Origin of the sequence: Nocardia inohanensis NBRC 100128, assembly GCF_001612945.1 — a bacterium.
GTDB lineage: Bacteria > Actinomycetota > Actinomycetes > Mycobacteriales > Mycobacteriaceae > Nocardia > Nocardia inohanensis.
Window position 1 is genome coordinate 133,139 of record NZ_BDBK01000012.1, and the last position, 19,652, is coordinate 152,790.

Here is a 19,652-nt window from a genome sequence, read left to right on the forward strand (position 1 = left end):
TCACGCAGTGCCAGCTTTCGGAATGCCCGGGGTGGCGATCGGCCCGCGCGCCGCTCGCCGCGCCGGATTGGCCGCCACCGCCGTGGCGGTCACGGGATTGCTTGTCTGGCAGGCGATTCCGGACACACCCGACCAGCGCGGGATATCGGTGACGGTGCTGACCGAACAGATCGGGACCGGCATCGAACGCGGCAGCGAGGTGCGCTTCGGCGGGGTTCGTGTGGGGTCGGTGACCGGGATCGAGCGGGAGGCGACGGGGCGGCAGCGGTTGCGGCTGCGGCTGGATCGCGCCGACTCGGCCGGGCTCACCGACGCCCTGTCGCTGGATTACGCGCCCGGGAATCTGTTCGGCATCAGCGAGGTGGTGCTGGCGGCCGGGACCGGCGGCACACCCCTGACCGAGGCCGCGGTGGTTGACCTGACCGGCGCCAATGCCGCCCGGGCGGTGGACGCCACCATCGCCACGCTGCTGAAATCGCTGGGGCAGTTCACCGATCAGGTGCTGACGCCGCAGCTCACCACGCTGCTGGGGCGGATCGCCACCGACACTCATGCTTTCGCGCCGCTGGTGCAGACCATCGTGGCCACCGCGCAGGCCGTCGCCGATACCCAGCGGCTGTCCTCGTCGCTGCTGCTGGAGCGCTACGGGACGACCTTGCAGGGGGTGCCGCCCACGGCGCGCGGGCTGGTGGCGTTGCTCAACGGGCCGTTCAGCAACGAGTACTTCGGGCAGCCGGGCAAGGTGGAGAAGTTCGACGCCAATGTGAACATGATCAAGGACGATCTGTTCGGCGCTGCCGTCCGCGTGCTGGATACGGGGCAGGCGCACTACTCCGGATTCCTCGACCTGCTCGCGCCGCTGCTGTCGGCCTTGTCGCGCACGGTGCCGACACCCGAGAAGTCCGAAGCGGATCTGGCCGAGTTGTTGCGCCGGCTCGATGCCGCGTTGCCGGACAACGGCTCCGGTCCCACGCTGACCGTGGCATTGCAGGCGGTGCCCGGGGTCGCGCAGCCACTGGCGGCCATGCTGGGCACGAACGCGCCCGGGGGTGCGCGATGAAATCGATTCCCGCTCTGTTGACCCGGATCGCCTTGTTCGCGACGGTCATGCTGCTGCTGCTCTACGGGACGTTTCAGGCGCTCCAGCGGCCCGTGGACGACACGCGCACGTACACCGCGCTTTTCACCGATGCGAACGGGCTGCGCTCCGGAAACGATGTGCGGCTCTTCGGGGTTCGGGTGGGCAAGGTGCTCGGCATCTCGCTGTCGGGTGATCGGGCGCGGGTGCGGTTCACCGCGCGCACCGATCTGACCATGTTCGCCAACAACACCCTGGCCATCCGCTATCAAAGCCTCACCGGGCAGCGCTATCTCGATATCCAGCAGGCCGAAGCACCCGCCGGTTCCGTGGATCCGGCGCAGACCATCGGCGTCGAGCACACCGTGCCCGCCTTCGACATCACCACGCTGTTCAACGGCCTGCAACCGGTGCTGGCCGAACTCACGCCCGCGGATCTGAACCAGTTCGCCACCAGCCTGCTCGGGGTGATCGAGGGTGACGGCACCGGGCTGGGGCCCGCGCTCGATGCCATCGAGCAGCTCAGCCGGTACACCACCGACCGGCAGGCATTGCTGTCCACGCTGATTCGCAATATGTCCGCCGTCGCCGAGACCATCGGCGGGCGGTCCGGCAATGCCATGGTGATGATGACGCGCCTCACCGACCTGTTCAGCACATTGCAGGAGCGCATCGACGGACTGATCGACTTCAGCGTCACCATTCCCCCGGTGCTCGACCCCGCCACGCGGCTGCTGCGCACGCTCGGATTCACCGGAGACCCGAACCCGGACGTGGACAACCTGATTCGCGCGGCCATTCCCGACTCCGCGCAGGCGGCGGCGACGCTGCGGCAGGTGCCCGCGCTACTGCAATCGCTGACGGCCGCGATTCCGGCGGCCGGCACCGGCCCGGCTTGCTCACACGGGGAGGCGGCCGCGCCCGCGCCGCTGCGGGTGCTCATCGGCGGACAAAGGATCGCGCTGTGCAACGGATGATCGAACTGCTTACCCGCCCGCTGCGCCGCCGTTCCGGGCCACCGCCGGATGACGCCGCCCAGCGGCGGCTCGATATCCGCTGGGGTGCTCTGGGTTTGGCGGCGATCGTCGCGGCCGCCATCGCTATCACCGTGGTGTCGACCGTGCAGCTCGGGGTCGGCACCTATACCGCGTATCTCACCGACGCCTCCGCATTGCGGGTCGGCGACGAGGTGCGGCTGGCGGGAGTGACGGTCGGCCAGGTGAAGTCCATCGACCTGGAGGCGGATCGGGTGCGGATGCGGTTCACCGTGGACGACGAGGTGTTCCTGGGCGAGGGCACGACCCTGGACGTCCGGATGCTGACCATTGTCGGCGGCCACTATCTGGCGGTGCGGCCTGCCGGTGACAAACCGTTGGGCCGCAAGCCGATTCCCGCCGATCACGTCGTTCTGCCCTACAGCCTGCCCCGGATCTTCCAGGACGCGGTGCGGCCGGTGGAGCAGCTCGACGGAGATGTGTTGCGCCGCAATCTGGACGCGCTCGCCCAGGCGGTCGACGGCAGCCCCGACGGCTTCCGGCGCATGGTCACGGCGGTGGACACCGTGGTCGGGCTGCTGGCCCAGCAGAACCAGCAGGTTTCCCTCGCCCTGTCGGTATCCGACGAGTATCTGAGCGCCCTGGCCGCGAACAAGTCCGTGGTGGGCAAGCTCATCGCCCGGTTCCGGATTCTGGAAACGCTGGTGGAGAACAACAAGGTCGCGGTCGGTTCCGCGCTGGACAATCTCGCGACCGTGCTGAGTCAGGCCGCGCCGCTGGCGCGCGGGTGGACCGGCACCGCGAAGGAGCCCGCGCAGGTGCTGGCCGACACCATTCCGAAGCTCGACGAACTCGGGGCCAAGCTGGGCGCCCTCCTGGATTCCCTGCGCACGTTCGGCGAACGGCTGCAATCCCTCGGCGCGCCCGCCCCGGCGGTGTGCGTCCCGACGCCCGCAAGGAGTTGCTGATGCTCGCCCGGCTCTTCGCCTCTCGCGCTTTCCTGTCCCTGAGCGTCATCGCGCTGCTGCTTATCGCCGCGGTCGCCGGCTATCACGTGGCACGCCCGAAGCCCGCCATGCGCGGCTACTGCGCCGAAATGCCCGACGCCATCGGGCTTTACGAGGGCAGCGACGTCACCATCATGGGGGTGCGGGTGGGTTCGGTGACTCGTATCCAGCCGCACGGTGCGACCGCGCGCGTCGAATTCGAGATCCCGGCCGGCCGCCGCCTGCCGCTCGACGCCGGCGCGACCACCCTCGCCGATTCGCTCATCGCCGACCGCAAACTCGCCCTCATCGGCGCGGAACCCGCAGGGCCCGGCTGGGATTCGAACCGCTGCCTGACCGACACCGCCACGCCCAAAAGCCTCAGCGAGACGTTCGCGGCGCTGGCCGGACTCGCCGAGCAGCTCACCGGTACCGGCGAACCGGGTCAGCCGAACGCCCTGGCGCGCGGATTGACCTCGGCCAACGCAATGTCGGCGGGGACCGGGGAACAGATCAACGCCGTCATCCACCGCCTCGGCACGGTACTGAACTCCCCCGACGCCGCCATCGGACATCTCGGCGCGCTGCTGGACGGGCTCGCCTCGCTCGCCCACAGCGCCGCCACCTACTGGCCGGAGATCAAGGACATGCTCACCCGACTGGCCCCCGCCCTCGACGCGGTCAACAACACGACGGTGCCGCCGGTGCTGACCGTGATGCGCGAACTACGCGACATATTGCCCGCGCTCAACGACCTCACCGTCATGTTCGGCGGGCCGCTCCTGCGCAAGCTCGAATCGACGCAGAACCTGCCGGAATTGATCCGATCCGGCGTCGGTTCGCTGACCGGCCTGATCGAACTGATCCCGGGTCTCGGGACGGCGTTCACGCGCATGGTCGATCCGGCGACGGGCGCGGTGTCCGTGGCGTATTCCCTTCCGGCCGTGGCCCTTCCGCAAGGAGCGGCCGAACCGGTGTGCGCGGCGGTGAACGCGCTCAGCCCCGGCAGCTGCGCCGACGCCGGGACAGGACTGGTCAACATCCCGCTCGCGCAACTAGTCCTGGCTGCCGGTGGTGCGCAGTGAACCAGCAACGACCGACCCACCGCACGGAGACCTCGGGCGGGGCGAATGTGCCCACCGCGCAACTCGTTCACCCGATCGGAAGTGCGCGATGAGACAACAACAACCCACCGTGCGCATGCGGTCCTCGGACCGGGCGAATGTGGCCACGGCGCAACCGGTTCACACCAGCGGAGGTGCGCGATGAGGTGGCGGCTTCCTGCTCGACTCACGGTGGCCTCCGCGCTGGTGCTGACGCTCGGCGGGTGCACGTTCGACCCGGCGGCGGTGCCGGTGCCGGGCGCATCGGTCTCGGGGCGCACTTATCCGCTGCATATCGTGTTCGCGAATGCATTGAACCTGCCGCCGGGCGCGAAGGTGCAGGCCGACGGTGTCGAGGTCGGGAACCTGACGGGGGTGCACGTCACCGAGACCACGACCACGGACGGGAAGGCCGGGCGCGGCTATGTCGTTGCCGATATCCGGATCCGGGAGGGTGTGCGACTGCCCGAGGATGTGAATGTCGAACTGCGGCAGACCACTCCGCTCGGCGACGTGCATATCGCGGTGACCACGCCGCCGCGCAGTACCGCTCCCCCGCTCGCGCCCGGCGCGACCGTTCCGATGAGCCGGACGACGCGCGCGCCGCAGGTGGAGGACACCATGGCGGGGCTGGCGACGGCGCTGGGCAGTGGGGCGGTGACCGATATCCAGGACACCGTGCGACAGCTCAATGCCGTACTGCCCGCCGATCCGCACGAGACCGCCCGCACCTTCGGCGTGATCGGCACCGACCTCACCGATGTGGCGGGCGACCTGCACAGCCTCGACCAAATGCTCGACGGGCTGACCTCCGTCACCGGCGTCGGCACGGAGCTGCTGCCCACGCTTCAGCCGATGCTCACCGACGACGGCACCGAGCATCTGGTCGCGACCACGCAGGCGGTGATCAATGTGTTCCTCATGTTCTCGGCCATGGGGCCGTTGGCGCACAGTGCGCTGTACCTCGCGCCGACCGTGGCCGCCTCCGATGAGCTGGCGCGCGCCTTCGTCCCCATGCTGCTCGGCGCGCGGCCCCTGGATCTGTCCTCGGCCTCCAATCTCGCCCGGGCCAATGCGCTGATCCGCGACAAGCTCATCCCGTTCGCCCAGCATCCGGCGGTGAACATCACCACCGATCAAACCGACCGCGTGCTCGACACCCTGCGCATGATCGGAGTGGTGAAATGACCGACGAAGCAACGACATTCCGGCCGCGGCGCATCCAGCCCGCCTCGGTGGCCTCGCTGGGGGCGATCGCGGCGGTGCTGCTGATCGGGGCCGGTTACCTGACCTTCGGGTTGCTGAGATTCGATCCGCTGGGCGAGCACACCGACGCCCGGCTGCTGCTGCTCGACTCCGGCACGGTCGGCCCTCGAACGCCGGTGCTGCTCACCGGAATCGAGGTCGGCGAGGTCACCGCCGTGCACAAGGTGACCGACGGGGTCGAGGTCCAGTTCCGGCTCGACGGGGAGTATCGGGTTCCGGCGGCCAGTGCGGTCCGCATCGAGAACCTGTCGGCCTTGGGCGAGCCCTATATCGAGTTCCGGCCTACCTCCGAAGCCGGGCCCTACGTCGCCGACGGTCAGCTGCTCGACCTCCGGAAGACGCGCGCGCCCACCCGCATTCCCGAACTGGCCACCAAGGTCGTCGCCGTGGTGAACCAGTTCGACCCGAAAACGATTACCGGGCTGGTGAATACGTTCGATCAGGCGCTCGCGGGCACCGAGAGCGAAGTGCCGCGGCTGGAGCGAGCCAACAAGCTGCTGGCGGCCACCATTCTCAGCCGCACCGACGTGTTGCGGCGGTTGCTGACCGATCTACAGACCGCCGGGGCCGATATGGACTGGGCCGGACCGGGATTGGCCGAATCCGGTCCGTACTGGGGACTGCTCGGCGAACGGCTGGACCAGCTGATCAGTACCGCCTCCGGGATCTTCGAGGTCGGGAACGCGCCGGCCGACTACCTGAACGGGGACGGCATCGTGCCGTTCCTGAAACGGCTCGACGCCTTCCTGGCCGAGCACGGGCCCGAGCTCGCACCGCTGGTTCCAGCGCTGCGGCCGCTGACCGATCGCGCCGTGAGCGCGGTCGCGCCACTCGATATCTCGGCACTGATCAGCACCGCGCTCGCGGCCGTCAGTGCGGATGGAGCCGTCCGGCTCCAGCCCGGCGCCAAATAATCCGTATCCGATCCATTTCCACCGCAGGGGAATCCGATGAACTCCACCGAAACCGCAATCAAGTCCGAACCCGAAACCGCTGCCGCCGTCACGGCGAAAACGCCACGCCGCCTCGACCTGCGCGTCTCCACGGTCGTCACCGCCGTCGCGGTCACCGCGCTCACGGCGTCCACCATCACCTTCGGCGCGCTGTACGCGTCCTCCCACCGTGAGCTCGCCGGTCGCGACGCACAGGCCGCCGATGCCGAGCAGGCCGAGCGCGTCGCCATGGACTATGCCGTCGGCGCATCCACCATCGACTACCGCGACACCAAGGGCTGGCTGACCAAGCTCAAAGCAGGCACCAGCACCACCCTGGCGAGCAAATTCGATGCCACCGCAACACAATTGGATCAGATCCTGCTGCCGTTGCAGTGGACCTCCAAGGCGACGCCGGTGCAGGCGGTCGTGGTGTCGGACAACGGCGGGGTGTACAAGGTGAACGCCTTCGTCGACGTCGACTCGACCAGCGTGCAGACCCCGCAGGGCGGCCGGGTCACCGTCACCTACACCGTCACCCTCGACAAGCACGACGGCTGGAAGATCACCGAGGTCGGCGGTGGCCTGGACGCGGTGCCGGCGAAGTAGATGTACCTATACCTGGCCATGCCGTTGCTCGCGGCGGCCATCGGCTATCTGACCAAGCTCGTCGCCGTCGAAATGCTGTTCCGGCCTTTGGAATTCAAGGGCATACCGCCGTATCTGGGCTGGCAGGGACTGATACCGCGCTACTCCGCCCGCATGGCGACCGTCGCGGTGGATCTGATGCTGTCGCGGCTGGTGGATCCGCAGGAGATCATCGACCGCATCGACCCGCAGGAGCTGGCCCGGCACGTGCAGGAGCCCATGCTCAACGCGGTGTCGGACGTGGTCGACGAACTCATGACGCGCTACCGCCCCGGGTTGTGGGAGCTGGTGCCGCCGGCCGGACGGCACCTCATCGTGCAGCGCGTGCAGGGCGACGCGCCACGGCTCATCGCGCAGATGATGGACGACCTCAAAGAAAACGTGAACCTGGTCTTCGATCTGCGCACCATGGCAATCGACGCACTCATGCGCGACAAGGCGCTGAGTGTGCGGATGATCCGCGAGATCGCCGCTCCCGAAATGCGATTCATCGTCCGATCGGGACTGTATTTCGGGTTCGCGCTGGGCATCGTGCAGGCCGCGGTGTGGGCGCTGACCCATTCGGCGGTGATCATGCCGTTGTTCGGGGCGTTCGTCGGATACTCGACCGACTGGCTGGCATTGCAGATGGTGTTCCGTCCGGTCCGGCCGCGCCGCTACTTCGGGATCTTCCGGTGGCAGGGGCTGTTCCACAAACGCCGCAACACCGTGGCCAGGGATTACGGCGCGCTCATCGCGAACGAGATCCTCACCCCGGCCAACATCATCGACGCCATGCTCACCGGTCCGCAATCCGATCGGCTGTTCTCCCTGCTGGAGCACGAGATCGACGACGCGCTGGACCATCACCTCGGGCTGGCGAAGCCCCTGGTGCGGTTGGCGGTCGGGGATCTGAACGCCATCAAACACGACATCATCACCATCATCCGGACCCGGCTGCCCGAATCCACCAGGGAGATAGAGCAATACACCCTCGAAGCCCTGGACGTCACCACGCTGATCGTCGAGAAGATGCGGCTGATGACCGATGAGGAGTACGAGGGACTGTTGCGACCCGCGTTCAAACAGGACGAATGGAAGATCGTGACCGTGGGCGCGGTGCTCGGATTCCTCATCGGCGAACTACAGGTGCTGTTGCTCCTGCACTGACCCGGATATGCCGCTTATCGAGAGTTCCGCGCCCGGTAAGCGGCGATCACCGGGGCGAGCTCGGCAGGGGTAGCGCCGTGCATGATCACGGCATCGGCACCCAGATCCAATTGCGCGCGAACACTTTTCGCGCAATCCTGCGCGCTGCCCCGCGCCGCGACGGCCAGCCATTCCTCAGGCAGCAGTCCGGAGATGTGCTCGAGCTGGGCATCGGTCGCGATCGCGTCGATCGCGCCGCGCATCCCGGCGACCACCGGGTCGGCGCGAAACCGTGTCAACAGCTGCGGATCCCACCGGTTGGTGGCGACGAGCAGGTCACCGTATATCTGAAGGTAGGTGGCCAGGCGGCCCACGGTGGCGCGCAGGCGGCGGCCTTCCGGGAGGTGGTCGCCGATGGTCGCGTAGCAGGACCACACCCGCACCGCCGCCGGATCCCGCCCAGCCCGTTCGGCCGCCTCCTTGACGACGCCCACCGAACGCACCAGCGTCTCGTCGGTGAAATAGGTGTGCAGGACGACCTCATCGAAAGCCCGGCCGCCGAGGGCGAGGGTTTGCGGGCCGAAAGCGACCAGTCCGAGCGGAATCGGTTCGGCGAAACGAGGATCCAATCGCAGTCGCGGATAGCGTCCCGCCGGCCCGTCATGATCGCGGATGGTTTCGCCCCGCCACAGTCGGCGCATGAGTCCGGCGAAATCCTCGAGCTGCGCGGTCGTGACCGGCGGCAGGCCCCAGGCGGCGAATGCCCGCGCACCGCCGCGCCCCAGCCCGAGCATGAACCGGCCGCGCGTGAGCCGGTGAATGGTGGTCGCGTAGGCGGCGGTCACGATCGGCTGACGGGTGTTGTGATTGGTTGCCGCCGTGGCGATCCGGATGCGCTCGGAGACCGCGCCCGCGGCACCGGAGAGCGTGACCGCTTCTTTGACGTCGAAGCGTTCGGAGATGAACGCGGTCCCGAGCCCCAACTCCTCGGCCAGCCGCACCTCCTCGATGATGCGACGCGGATCGTCCGCCGCGCCCGCCAGCAGATAGCAGCCCAGTTCGGGATTCATGACAGTGCCGCCGCCGAATCCAGTTCCAGCACTTGGCGGGCGTGCCGTTCGGCCATGGCCAGGAACATGCGATCCCCGCGTTCGGTGCGGCGCGCCAGCATCGACGCGTTGATCACCATGAGCATTCCGTGCCAGGCCCCGCGCCGGTAGTCGCGCCAGCATTCGGCCCAGGAGTAACCGCGCACCCCGAGTTCGAGGAGCCGGGCGTGGTAGCGCCGCACCAGGTCCTGCTCCGCATCGTGGCGCAGACCGACCGGCAGTCCGCTGCCCAGGAAGTACGCCACATCCTCCGGGCCGGAACCGATGGCACAGGTCTGCCAGTCGACGACGGTCATCGCGCCGCGCTGATCGATGAGCACATTGTCCAGCCGGAAGTCGCGATGCACCACGGTCCGGTGTTCGGACCGCCACGACAGCCAGGTCTCCAGGTGTTCGACGAAAAGGTCACCCGCGCAGCGGATCTCAGCGCTCAGCCAGCCCTCGTACCGTTCCTGGAAGCCCGCCCACAGGCGTGGAGTCAGCGCGGCGACCCCGGGCCGGTCGCTCCGCAGCCACGACAATTCCCCCATTTCGCGCTCACCCCAGCACGGCGCGTGCAGTCCGGCGATCTCGTCCATGGCCGTCGCGGCGGCCGCCGCCGTGCACCCGGCCAGCTGATCGCCTTGCCGGGCGGGCGCGAGATCCTCCATCAGCAGAACGAATGCCCCTGTGCCGGGCTCGAATTCCGCGGCGAACACCCGCGGTGTGCGGACCTCGACCCGTGGCGCGAGTTCGCGGTAGAACCGCACTTCCCGTTCGTACGCACCGTCGCGCCGCACCTTTCGCCGATGCTCGGGATCGGGATCGGCGAACTTCACGATCACGCTCGGCGGCGCGGCGGTCGGCCGGTCGTATCCGATTCGCACCCGCGCGCTCATCGCCACCTGCCCGGTGCCCACCGCGGTACTCGACACCTCGACCACCCGCGCCGCGCCCCGGACATCGGCCAGCGCGTCGTCCAGCCATTCCACGGTCAGACCGTCCGCCGGGTCGAAATCTTCTAAAAGCACACACCCACACTGCCATACTGACCGTCCGTACGGCCAGATGACGGACTTCGGGTTATCCCTCTCGCTCCAGGTCTCAGCGATTCGGCCGGGTGAAACGATCGGCCAACCTGTCGACTGCCCAGGTGGCGCGCAGCAGCGGTTCCTTGAACAAGCCGGGTCCGAACCACGGCCGCGGATTCCAGAGGGCCTCGAGGTTCTCATGCATTTCGTCGCCCGCGATCAGGTCGGCGATCAGCGTGCCCAGGTAGGGAGCTTGCGCGAGCCCGTGGCCGTTGCATCCGATGGAGTAGTAGACGTTGTCCTTCCTGGTTTGCCCGGCTACCGGCAGCCACGAGGGGGTCATCGCGATCCAGCCACCCCACGTCCGCTCGATCGGAACATCGTGCAGGGAGGGAAATACCGCGCGGAATCCCTCGATGAGGTCGGCGACGACCGCCGGATCGGAGGTGCGGGCCGGCAGCGCGCCGCGCCCGATCCGCAGCTGCCGTACGCCGAAAGCGATGGAGTTGCGTGGGGTGATGCGAAAGCTCGTGAGCAGATTGTGTTCGGTGATGATGCCCGAACGGCTGGTCCACCCGGTTGCCGTGATCCGCGCCGGATCGATCGGGGCCGTCTCGACCATGCTGACCCAGATGGGTGTTTCGGACCGTTTCGGCGCGATTCCGAGTTCGGCGGTGTAGGCGTTGGTCGCCGAGACGACCTTTTTCGCGCGCACTTTCCCGCCCGGAGTGTGGATCACCGCTTGGGACCCGTCGTTGTCGATGGATCGCATCGGTGAGCGCTCATAGACACGGGCGTTCGACTCGATCACCGCTTTGCGCAGGCCGAGGCAGAACTTTCCCGGGTTGAGTTGCCCGCCGGCGGCCTCGAGAAAGCCGCCGTAGAAGGTGTCCGGCAGTCCGAGTTCGACATTGTCGCCGAACTTGGCGTGCGCTCCGGCCTTGGTGAGGATCTTCGCGATCCGGCGAGCCTTGCGTAGCTGTCCTTTGGAAAACGCCGCTCCGACATTGCCGGTCGATTCGTAATCACAGGCGATATCGAACCGTTGCAGCAAATCCTTCTCGAAGAAGTCGACCGCATCCTCGGCGAACCGTACAACCTTCGGAAAACGGCGTGGGTAAAGCGCACTCAGAATTTGGGGATCGCCCGCCGGAGCTCCGGTCAATTGGCCCGCGTTGCGTGAACTGGCGCCGTAGCCGCAGAATTCTGCCTCGAGCAAAACGGTGTCGATGCCGCGGTCGGCCAGCCGCAACGCCGTTGCCATACCGCCGACACCACCGCCGATCACCGCGACCTCGCACGTGATATCGGAATCCAGCGACGGTCGCAGGTCGGCCGGCGGATCGATCCAACCGGTGAAAGTCGAGTAGGTGATGTCATCGGTGCTCATTTATCCGCCTTTTCGATCAGGGAATCCTGCCCGGTGCCGGTCTGCTCGTTGTGCCTGTCGAGCGCGCTGTAGGCGTGGTAGAACACGGTCAGCTCGAGTGCCCAGACAGCGAGCGCGATGGTGTAGAAAACGGTGTGGTCCTCGTCGTCACCCGGGATATGCACGAAGTCGTAGGTTCCGGCAATGGCCGCCGCGCAGACCGTGGCGATGACAACCCAGACCGCGTGCCGGCGCTCATCGACATCCCAGAGACGTTTCGCTACATAGAGCATGAAAACAGACGCCAGGGCCGCCATCACGACGTAGAAGATCGCCCAGGGTGTCGTTATCGGTTGCACGTATACCGATAGATATACACCGGTCACCGTGGCGAGTGCGAAGACCGCGACATCGACTGCCGGTGTCGGGAAGTATCGATGCGTGACCTTCAACATTCCCAGCACCAGGATCAAGGTGATGCCGAATGATCGGGAGAAAGCGTCGAGAAAGAGCATCAGGTGATACGAGGGACTGCTGTGGTCGAGGCCGATCATTCCGAGCAGCACGACATTGCTGCCGGAGACCGCGACGGCGATCCACTCGATGCCCAGCAGGTAGTTCGAGTACTTTCGAATGAACCGTGTGCCGTAGACGAAACCCGCGTAGACCATCCACAGGTCGACGACCAAGAGCGCAATAATTTTCACGTCCATGATCAGGGCACCCCGGCCTGCGATTTGCGGGAGGTCAATGCCGTGCTCGGGCGCACCACCGCCTCGACCACGTCGGCGAGCGGAGAACCACTGGTCTTCGCCAGCGCCTGGTAGAAGGCCTCCGGATCCGCCCAGTCCTCCGGCGCGAGAACACCCGCCTTGGTGCCCAGGTCCGTGACGGCCAGCGTCATGAACGCCGCGGTCGCCGACCCGGTGCCCGCGGCCATATCGGTCCATGCGGTCCCGGGCCCGCTGACCGGCAGCCGTCGGATCGACACCACCTGCACGCCGTCGCGTTCGCCGGTCAGCCGTACGTAGTTGATGCCACGGAAGTCGGCGTGCTTGCGCCGGGCCGCCGCCCAGAAGTACCGCAGCACCTCGCCCGTGGTGATCTCGCGACGGCGAATCGTGCCCCACACTCCCGACAGCGCATAGGGCCAGACCTTCAGCGAACCCGTCTTGTCACAGACGACGTCGTTGACAAAGTCGATGGCATCGTCCATCGGCAGTTTGCCGCTCTCCACGGCAACGGCGATCCCGCGCATGATCCCGTTGATCGGCGCCGGATCCAGCGCGCCGAGCACACGAATCCGGTCGGCCTCCGGCCAGCGTCGCGGCATCGTCACCGATTCCGGATGGGCGCACTCGTAGAGCCGATATGCGGACCCGAAGGAATTGCCCAGGTCGACGACCTCCGATTCCAAGAAGGTCTGGTGAACCACGGACCGGCCGCCTTCCCAGGTCTGGCACGGGCCGGCAAACCCTCGAATCGCGTGATCGAGGACCGCGCGTCCGTACGGGACCGGGCCCTCGTCACCGGTCGCCCAGCACACATCGATGCGTTCGACGGTGTCCATATCGCGGGCCGCGTCGGCCGCCATCACATTGGTCAATCCCGGTGATGCGCCACAACAGATGAAGATCGGCACACCCGCGGCCTTCGCCCTGGCGTCGAGTTCCAGCGCGGCGCGGGCACTCGCTTCGTCGTCGTCGAGGTCCAGGTATGGCACCTGCAATTCGATGCAAGCCTCCATCACGGGCTCCGCGGTGCGGTTGTAGGGCCCGGCTCCGAGCACCACGAGCGAGGCGCCCTCGATCGCGGCCCGCAGTGCGGCGCCGTCGAAAAGGTCGAAGGAACCGGCTGTCGCCGAACCCGCGGGGAGCTTGTTCACGAGGTCATCGAGCGCGTCGGGCCGGATGTCGTAGAGCTCCAGTTTCCAGTTGCCGTCGGGGACCGCTCGGACGAAACGTTCGATCGCGACCCGGCACATCTCACCGGCAGCGCCGATGAAAACAATCCTCTTCTGTGTGGTCATGGTCACAAGCTACAACGCATAATGACAGAGTGTCAATGACGCGGTGTAAGTCTTAGGAAGAGGTAACACCAGCTTCATCTCCGGGGTGAATACGCCCTCGTCGGCGGCGAAAAATTTTCAATTACGCAACGTCAATGACATTCGGTCACCCGGGGTCTGCTCCCGTACGCTTGCACCATGGCCCGACGACCGAAACACGATCCCCGCGAGTCCGAGCGCGAGATTCTCGACGCCGCCGAGCAACTGCTGCGCGAGCGGCCGTTTCGCGAGATCAGCGTCGATGCGGTGATGAGCCGCACCGGTCTCAAGCGTCCCGCGTTCTACGTTCACTTCCGGGACCGGCACGATCTCGTCTTGCGAGTCGTCGAAAACCTCGGCCGCGAAGTGTTCGAGATGACCGAACGCTGGCTGCAAGGCGACGATCCGGCTACCGACGCGCGGCAAGCCCTCGAAGGCCTGGTCGACGTCTACGCCGCCCACGGCCCCGTGTTCCGTGCGGTGTCCGATGCCGCCACCACCGACGAAAAGGTCGAGGACGCCTATCGAACACTCATGCAGCGCTTCATCGACGCCACCACCGCCCACATCCGAGAAGAGCAGGCCCGCGGCAGGATCGGCGAACTCGCCGACGTCGAAGAGACCGCCCGCGCCCTGATCTGGATGGACGAGCGATACCTCTCCGAGGCGCTCGGTCGAGAGCCAGCGGCCGATCCACAGGTGGTCGTCGGCGTCCTCTACTCCATTTGGATGTCCGCGCTCTACAACAATGCTCCGACAGCGGCCACACCTCGAAACACCACGCTCCTGCACGCGGCCGGCCACGAATCGCGTTGACGAGCACTTCGGGTATCGCTGACGTCGGACGGCATCCGCGCCGCACGCGATTTCGCCAAGGCGTCGGCCGAACACCTTTGCACCGCAGGGGTTCTCGTCGAACACCGCGCCACACCGGGAAGTGAGCACGCCGTCGAAGGAGTGGTCGGCAGTGACGGCGCGCTCGCCGATCGATTCGCCGGGCAGCCGCCGACGGCTACCCGCCAAGGCCGAAACCGGAGCCCGCCAATACCGACCGCGACCGTCCGACCGTGCGGCATGATGAGTTCACGGATGCGGTAAGCGGAACACGGGAGTTGCGCGGTGACACGGAAGACCCTCGCTCAGCGGCGGGCCGTGCTGGAAAAGGAGTGGGCCGACTGGGTTCCGCGCCTGGCTGTCGCGGCGGCCCCGGAGTCGAATCCCGCGGTGCGCACCGAGGTCGCTCGGTCGTGGACGAGGTCGCTGCCCACCGTCGACCCCAGCCGCGATAGTGCTCCGGGCACCGCCGACAGCGACGCTCGCTGGGCGCGCTCGCCGCTGCGCGGTCCGGTGCTCGACCTCTCCGACCAATTACGCAGTGCCACAGAGGATGCCGAATACGTCGCGGCGGTCACCGACGAGACGGGCACGATCCTGTGGGCCCACGGCGGCACCGTCATGCGGCGGCGCGCCGAGCAGGTGAACTTCGCACCGGGTGGACGCTGGGACGAGACGCACATGGGCACCAATGCGTTATCGCTCGCGCTCGAGAGTGGACGGCCGGCCACGGTGTTCTCGGCCGAGCATCTGGTCGCGGCGCTGCACGGCTGGGTGTGTTACTGCGCGCCGATCCGGGACGCGCAGGGGCGCACCCTCGGGGTGCTCGATCTCTCCTCCACCTGGGACCGTTCGCATCCGCTGGCAATGGCCACCGTGCAGAGCCTGGTCATCGCCATCGAGGCACGATTGCGCAGCGAAGCACAGCCCGAGCCGGGGGTGAGGCTGAATTGTCTCGGGAGCGGCGGGCTGACGCGGGACGGCCATCGAATCCGGATGCGGCCGAGGCATTTGGAGATCCTCGCGCTGCTCGCACTGGAGCCGGACGGACTCACGCCAGACCAGTTGCATTTCGCCGTCTACGGCGATCGGCCGGTCACCACGAGCACGCTCAAAGCCGATGTCTCGCATCTGCGCCGGGAGACCGGCGGCGAGATATCCAATCGCACCTACCGGCTGATCAGTCCGCTGTGGTGCGACGCCGTCGAGTTGGTGACCGCGCTGCGCGCCGGGGACACCGCCACCGCCGTCCGGTTGTATCGCGGGCCGCTGCTTCCGGAATCGGAGACGCCGGGGATCATTCGCTGGCGGCAGTACCTGGAGGTCGCGGTGCGGACCGCCGTACTGTCCAGCACCGACCCCAACGACGCACTGGCCTATGGGCAGCGGGCAGTCGAGGACGCCGAGATCCACGAACACGCGCTGCGACTACTGCCCGCCGGGGACGGCCGCCGGTCGATCGCCGCGGCGCGCCTGCACGCCGCGCTGCACGGCTAGCCGACGCCGGCCCGGTGCTCAACCATTCGCCAACCTTCCCGGAACACTGTGGCCTGCGTCACGACAGATCCGCGAGGAGTGAGAAATGGCCTACGCCAAGCCCGGCGCCGAGGGCAGCATCGTCGAGTACGCCGCCCGCTACGACAATTTCATCGGCGGCGAATGGACCGCACCGGTCGAAGGCCGCTACTTCGACAATCCGTCACCGGTCGACGGCCAAACCTTCTGTGAGGTGGCGCGTTCCACTGCGGCCGATGTCGAGCTGGCACTCGACGCCGCGCACCGGGCGGCCGACCCGTGGGGCGCCACCTCGGTCACCGAGCGCGCCAATATCCTCAACAAGATCGCCGACCGGATCGAGGAGAACCTCGAACAGCTCGCGGTCGCCGAAACCTGGGACAACGGCAAACCGGTCCGTGAGACCAAGGCCGCCGATCTGCCTTTGGCGGTCGATCACTTCCGGTATTTCGCGGGAGCCATTCGCGCGCAAGAGGGTTCGCTGGCCGAACTCGACGCCGACACCATCGCCTACCACTTCCAGGAGCCGCTCGGCGTGGTCGGGCAGATCATCCCCTGGAACTTCCCCATCCTGATGGCCACCTGGAAGCTGGCCCCGGCGCTGGCCGCGGGCAATGCGGTGGTGCTCAAGCCCGCCGAGCAGACCCCGGCCTCGATCCTGAAGGTCGTCGAGCTCATCGCCGACCTGCTGCCGCCCGGAGTTCTCAACGTGGTCAACGGATTCGGCGTGGAGGCGGGCAAGCCGCTGGCCTCCAGTTCGCGGGTCGCGAAGGTCGCCTTCACCGGGGAGACCACCACGGGTCGGCTGATCATGCAGTACGCCAGCGAGAACATCATCCCGGTCACCCTCGAGCTGGGCGGCAAGAGCCCGAACATCTTCCTGCCCGATGTCATGGCCGCCGACGACGACTTCCTCGACAAGGCCGTGGAAGGATTCGTCATGTTCGCCCTCAATCAGGGCGAGGTGTGCACGTGTCCCTCACGCGCACTTATCCATTCGTCCATCTACGACGAGTTCATGGCCCGCTGCCTCGAACGCACCCGCGCGATCATCGGCGGCGATCCCCTGGACGACGCGACCATGATCGGCGCGCAAGCCTCCAACGACCAGTTCGAGAAGATCCTGTCCTATCTCGACATCGGCCGCCAGGAAGGCGCCGAGGTCCTCACCGGCGGCGGCCCCCGCAAGGTGGACCAGTACCCCGGCGGCTACTACATCGAGCCCACGATTTTCAAGGGCCGCAACGATATGCGCGTCTTCCAGGAAGAAATCTTCGGCCCCGTCGTCTCCGTGGCCACCTTCGACTCCGTCGACGAAGCCCTGAAGATCGCCAACGACACCCTCTACGGCCTCGGCGCTGGCGTCTGGACCCGCGACATGAACACCGCCTACCGCCTCGGCCGCGGCATCAAAGCAGGCCGCGTCTGGACCAACTGCTACCACGCCTACCCGGCCCACGCCGCCTTCGGCGGCTACAAGAAGTCCGGCATCGGCCGCGAGAACCACAAGATGATGCTCGACCACTACCAGCAGACCAAGAACCTTCTGGTCTCCTACTCCCCCAAGAAGCTCGGCTTCTTCTGAGCCGACCGGGCGCGCTCAGCGCATTGCTTGCGGAGCCGGGCGATCGTCATATTGTCGAGCGCCCGGGCGGCCGGGGACACGAGCAGCTGTGCGAGGCGACGGTGGAACGCTTCGGGCGTGAGCCCGAAGCGCAGGAACGCCTCCTCGTCGTTGCCGCCGAACGGAGCCCATTCGGCGGCGAACTCCAGCATGGTGATCTCGTGCGGGCCCATCGATCACAGTCCGGCGGTGTCGGCGATCTCGCCCGCCTTGTGGACGAGGGCATCGATCTGGGCGAGAGTCGGTGTGCCCGCGGCGGATTCGTTGTGCGGCTCGTCGAGGGCACGGCGCAGCACGCCCTCGGCGATGATCGCCAGCTTCCAGAGGCCGAGAGCGTGCCAGTAGCGCAGGGCGGCCGGGTCGCGGCCGGTTTCGGCGAGGTACAGGCGGGCCATTTCCGATCGGGTGGGGAAGCCGTCGAGGGTGGAGGCTTCGAAGACTCCGAAGGATGTCTCGCCTTGTTCGGGCCAGTAGGTGAGCAGGCTGCCCATATCGGCCAGGGGATCGCCGAGGGTGGAGAGTTCCCAGTCGAGCACGGCGGTCACCCGGCCGGACTCCGGTGCTGTGACGAGGTTGCGCAGGTGGAAATCGCCGTGCACGAGGGAGATTTCACGCTGTTCCGGAATGGCAGCCGTCAACCGCAAGGTCAGTGCGTCCAGGGCGGGCGACTCGCGGGTCTTGGAGAGTTCCCACTGCCCGGACCAACGTCGGAGCTGCCGTTGTGCGTACGGCTGGTGACTGGCCAGGTCGATCAGGCCGGTGGCGGCGAGATCGACGGAGTGGATCGCGGCGAGGGTGCCGGGCATCGAGGTGGCGATCGCACGGCGTTGCTCCGGCGTCAGGGCGCGTGCGGTCGGCATCGTGTCTACGACGGTGCCGCCGACGAACTCCATCAGCACGACCGGTTCGTCGGCGATCTCCGAATCGGTTGCGATACCGAGGATTCGGGGCACCGGGACGGCGGTGTCTGCCAGGGCCGCCATGATGCGGGCTTCACGCAGTACGTCGTGCGCGGAGCCCAATAGATGCCCCAGCGGCGGTCGGCGCAGCACCCAGGCCCGGCCCTCCGCGTCGGCGAGCCGGTAGGTCAGGTTCGAGTAGCCCTGACCGATCCGGTGCAGTCGCAGCGGCATCGTGAAGTCGATGCCCAGGGTCTCCAACCAGCGCGCCACCGCGTCGATGTCGATGGCGACAGCAGCCGCGGTGTCAGGCATGCGCGGGCACCTCCGCCCGGAACTGCGCGGCGTCGCCCAGGCGCTGGCCGCCGTCGATGACGAACGTCTCCCCGGTGACCCAGCCGGCGGCGTCGGACGCCAGGAACGCGACCGCGTCGCCGATATCGCCGGGCTCGCCGATCCGCGCCAGCGCGGTGCTCGAATTCAACTGTGCCTCATGCTGTTTCCAGAGCGCTTCGGCCAGCTTGGTACGGACCACGCCGGGTGCGATCGAGTTGACTCGCACCCGCGGCGACAGTTCCAGGGCCAGCTGCTTGGTGAGGTGGATGAGTGCGGCTTTGGACGCGTTGTAGAGGCCGAGGTTCGGCTCGAATCCCAGGCCGCCGATCGAGGCCATATTGATCACGGAGCCGCCGTGCTCACCCATCCAGATCCGGGTCGCCAACCCGGTCCACAGCAGCGGGGCCCACAGGTTGACTTCGAAGGTCTTGGCGAAGCGCGCGTAGTCCTGATTGATCACCGGCCCGTAGGAAGGGTTGGATCCGGCATTGTTGACGAGAATGTCGATGCCGCCGAACCGATCGAGGGCCGATTCGAGGCACCGCCGCGCCCCGGCTTCGTCGGCGGCGTGCGCGGCGATACCCAATGCGGAGCCGCCGATTTCGGCGGCGGCAGCGTCCGCGGACTCTTGGCTGCGCGAGGTCAGCACGACGTTTCCGCCCGCCGCCGCAATGGCTTTCGCCGCGGCGAGGCCGATGCCGCGGGAGGCTCCCGTGACCACGGCGGTGCGGCCGGTGAGATCGAATCGGTTCATCTGGTTCCTTCGGGGGTGG

The 19,652-nt window shown here is 67.3% G+C and carries 19 protein-coding genes; 11 read left to right on the forward strand and 8 right to left on the reverse strand.

The window, feature by feature from the left end:
• Positions 1–7 precede the first annotated feature (7 nt).
• From NI1_RS23270 to NI1_RS23305, 8 genes are all read left to right on the forward strand, one after another.
• Positions 8–1,060: an MlaD family protein gene (locus NI1_RS23270; protein ID WP_067824630.1), complete on the forward strand. Its 1,053-nt coding sequence runs from the start codon at positions 8–10 to the stop codon at positions 1,058–1,060.
• Positions 1,057–2,055, forward strand: coding sequence for an MlaD family protein (locus NI1_RS23275; protein ID WP_067824632.1), 999 nt, complete (start codon positions 1,057–1,059; stop codon positions 2,053–2,055). The genes NI1_RS23270 and NI1_RS23275 overlap by 4 nt, the downstream gene beginning before the upstream one ends.
• Complete coding sequence (locus NI1_RS23280) at positions 2,052–3,041, forward strand: MlaD family protein (protein WP_067824634.1); 990 nt, start codon at positions 2,052–2,054, stop codon at positions 3,039–3,041. The genes NI1_RS23275 and NI1_RS23280 overlap by 4 nt, the downstream gene beginning before the upstream one ends.
• On the forward strand, positions 3,041–4,144 hold the full coding sequence (locus NI1_RS23285) for an MlaD family protein (RefSeq protein WP_067825275.1): 1,104 nt from the start codon (positions 3,041–3,043) through the stop codon (positions 4,142–4,144). The genes NI1_RS23280 and NI1_RS23285 overlap by 1 nt, the downstream gene beginning before the upstream one ends.
• Before the next feature lie 180 nt (positions 4,145–4,324).
• Entirely contained in the window at positions 4,325–5,350 is a 1,026-nt protein-coding gene (locus NI1_RS23290) for an MlaD family protein (protein WP_067824636.1), read from the forward strand.
• Entirely contained in the window at positions 5,347–6,342 is a 996-nt protein-coding gene (locus NI1_RS23295) for an MlaD family protein (RefSeq protein WP_067824638.1), read from the forward strand. The genes NI1_RS23290 and NI1_RS23295 overlap by 4 nt, the downstream gene beginning before the upstream one ends.
• 36 nt (positions 6,343–6,378) lie before the next feature.
• Positions 6,379–6,969 (forward strand): hypothetical protein, encoded by a 591-nt coding sequence (locus tag NI1_RS23300; RefSeq protein WP_067824639.1) that lies wholly within the window; start codon positions 6,379–6,381, stop codon positions 6,967–6,969.
• Positions 6,970–8,157, forward strand: a complete 1,188-nt coding sequence (locus tag NI1_RS23305) for a DUF445 domain-containing protein (RefSeq protein ID WP_067824641.1) — start codon at positions 6,970–6,972, stop codon at positions 8,155–8,157.
• 14 nt (positions 8,158–8,171) lie between these two features.
• Here NI1_RS23305 and NI1_RS23310 read toward each other — a convergent pair whose 3' ends face one another.
• The 5 genes from NI1_RS23310 to NI1_RS23330 all read right to left on the reverse strand — a co-directional run bounded on the left by NI1_RS23310 (position 8,172) and on the right by NI1_RS23330 (position 13,653).
• On the reverse strand, positions 8,172–9,206 hold the full coding sequence (locus tag NI1_RS23310; protein ID WP_067824643.1) for a TIGR03857 family LLM class F420-dependent oxidoreductase: 1,035 nt from the start codon (positions 9,204–9,206) through the stop codon (positions 8,172–8,174).
• Complete coding sequence (locus NI1_RS23315; RefSeq protein ID WP_067824645.1) at positions 9,203–10,255, reverse strand: phosphotransferase family protein; 1,053 nt, start codon at positions 10,253–10,255, stop codon at positions 9,203–9,205. Before NI1_RS23315 ends, NI1_RS23310 begins: the two co-directional genes overlap by 4 nt.
• A 73-nt stretch (positions 10,256–10,328) precedes the next feature.
• Positions 10,329–11,645 (reverse strand): NAD(P)/FAD-dependent oxidoreductase, encoded by a 1,317-nt coding sequence (locus NI1_RS23320; protein WP_067824647.1) that lies wholly within the window; start codon positions 11,643–11,645, stop codon positions 10,329–10,331.
• On the reverse strand, positions 11,642–12,337 hold the full coding sequence (locus tag NI1_RS23325; protein WP_067824649.1) for a transporter: 696 nt from the start codon (positions 12,335–12,337) through the stop codon (positions 11,642–11,644). The genes NI1_RS23320 and NI1_RS23325 overlap by 4 nt, the downstream gene beginning before the upstream one ends.
• A gap of 2 nt (positions 12,338–12,339) precedes the next feature.
• The gene (locus NI1_RS23330; protein WP_067824651.1) at positions 12,340–13,653 is read right to left on the reverse strand and encodes a saccharopine dehydrogenase family protein; all 1,314 of its coding nucleotides are present in this window, start codon (positions 13,651–13,653) and stop codon (positions 12,340–12,342) included.
• 177 nt (positions 13,654–13,830) lie between these two features.
• Here NI1_RS23330 and NI1_RS23335 point away from each other — a divergent pair, with 177 nt between their 5' ends.
• The 3 genes from NI1_RS23335 (at position 13,831) to adh (ending at position 17,605) form a co-directional block, all read left to right on the forward strand.
• Positions 13,831–14,487: a TetR/AcrR family transcriptional regulator gene (locus tag NI1_RS23335; RefSeq protein ID WP_067824653.1), complete on the forward strand. Its 657-nt coding sequence runs from the start codon at positions 13,831–13,833 to the stop codon at positions 14,485–14,487.
• Between the two features lie 303 nt (positions 14,488–14,790).
• Positions 14,791–16,002: a GAF domain-containing protein gene (locus NI1_RS23340; RefSeq protein ID WP_218026813.1), complete on the forward strand. Its 1,212-nt coding sequence runs from the start codon at positions 14,791–14,793 to the stop codon at positions 16,000–16,002.
• An 85-nt stretch (positions 16,003–16,087) separates the two neighbouring features.
• Entirely contained in the window at positions 16,088–17,605 is a 1,518-nt protein-coding gene (gene adh / locus NI1_RS23345; protein WP_067824655.1) for an aldehyde dehydrogenase, read from the forward strand.
• Here the strand turns inward: adh and NI1_RS23350 are convergent.
• The 3 genes from NI1_RS23350 to NI1_RS23360 are packed head-to-tail and all read right to left on the reverse strand — an operon-like array spanning position 17,575 to position 19,633.
• A complete protein-coding gene (locus NI1_RS23350; protein ID WP_084523587.1) occupies positions 17,575–17,817 on the reverse strand; it encodes a DUF3263 domain-containing protein in 243 nt (80 codons plus the stop codon). The two genes, adh and NI1_RS23350, sit on opposite strands and share 31 nt — an antisense overlap.
• Before the next feature lie 3 nt (positions 17,818–17,820).
• Positions 17,821–18,858 carry a phosphotransferase family protein gene (locus NI1_RS23355; protein WP_067824657.1) on the reverse strand — a complete coding sequence of 346 codons (1,038 nt, stop codon included), beginning with the start codon at positions 18,856–18,858 and terminating at the stop codon, positions 17,821–17,823.
• Positions 18,851–19,633, reverse strand: coding sequence for an SDR family oxidoreductase (locus NI1_RS23360; RefSeq protein ID WP_067824658.1), 783 nt, complete (start codon positions 19,631–19,633; stop codon positions 18,851–18,853). Before NI1_RS23360 ends, NI1_RS23355 begins: the two co-directional genes overlap by 8 nt.
• Positions 19,634–19,652 lie beyond the last annotated feature (19 nt).

Excerpts from the sequence above, each read along its gene's own strand:
- NI1_RS23335 (WP_067824653.1), top strand. The coding sequence starts at position 13,831 with ATGGCCCGACGACCGAAACACGATCCCCGCGAGTCCGAGCGCGAGATT.
- NI1_RS23310 (WP_067824643.1), bottom strand. The coding sequence starts at position 9,206 with ATGAATCCCGAACTGGGCTGCTATCTGCTGGCGGGCGCGGCGGACGAT.
- NI1_RS23360 (WP_067824658.1), bottom strand. The coding sequence starts at position 19,633 with ATGAACCGATTCGATCTCACCGGCCGCACCGCCGTGGTCACGGGAGCC.
- NI1_RS23300 (WP_067824639.1), top strand. The coding sequence starts at position 6,379 with ATGAACTCCACCGAAACCGCAATCAAGTCCGAACCCGAAACCGCTGCC.
- NI1_RS23330 (WP_067824651.1), bottom strand. The coding sequence starts at position 13,653 with ATGACCACACAGAAGAGGATTGTTTTCATCGGCGCTGCCGGTGAGATG.
- NI1_RS23285 (WP_067825275.1), top strand. The coding sequence starts at position 3,041 with ATGCTCGCCCGGCTCTTCGCCTCTCGCGCTTTCCTGTCCCTGAGCGTC.
- NI1_RS23305 (WP_067824641.1), top strand. The coding sequence starts at position 6,970 with ATGTACCTATACCTGGCCATGCCGTTGCTCGCGGCGGCCATCGGCTAT.
- NI1_RS23295 (WP_067824638.1), top strand. The coding sequence starts at position 5,347 with ATGACCGACGAAGCAACGACATTCCGGCCGCGGCGCATCCAGCCCGCC.
- NI1_RS23290 (WP_067824636.1), top strand. The coding sequence starts at position 4,325 with ATGAGGTGGCGGCTTCCTGCTCGACTCACGGTGGCCTCCGCGCTGGTG.
- adh (WP_067824655.1), top strand. The coding sequence starts at position 16,088 with ATGGCCTACGCCAAGCCCGGCGCCGAGGGCAGCATCGTCGAGTACGCC.
- NI1_RS23320 (WP_067824647.1), bottom strand. The coding sequence starts at position 11,645 with ATGAGCACCGATGACATCACCTACTCGACTTTCACCGGTTGGATCGAT.
- NI1_RS23275 (WP_067824632.1), top strand. The coding sequence starts at position 1,057 with ATGAAATCGATTCCCGCTCTGTTGACCCGGATCGCCTTGTTCGCGACG.
- NI1_RS23280 (WP_067824634.1), top strand. The coding sequence starts at position 2,052 with ATGATCGAACTGCTTACCCGCCCGCTGCGCCGCCGTTCCGGGCCACCG.
- NI1_RS23350 (WP_084523587.1), bottom strand. The coding sequence starts at position 17,817 with ATGGGCCCGCACGAGATCACCATGCTGGAGTTCGCCGCCGAATGGGCT.
- NI1_RS23355 (WP_067824657.1), bottom strand. The coding sequence starts at position 18,858 with ATGCCTGACACCGCGGCTGCTGTCGCCATCGACATCGACGCGGTGGCG.
- NI1_RS23325 (WP_067824649.1), bottom strand. The coding sequence starts at position 12,337 with ATGGACGTGAAAATTATTGCGCTCTTGGTCGTCGACCTGTGGATGGTC.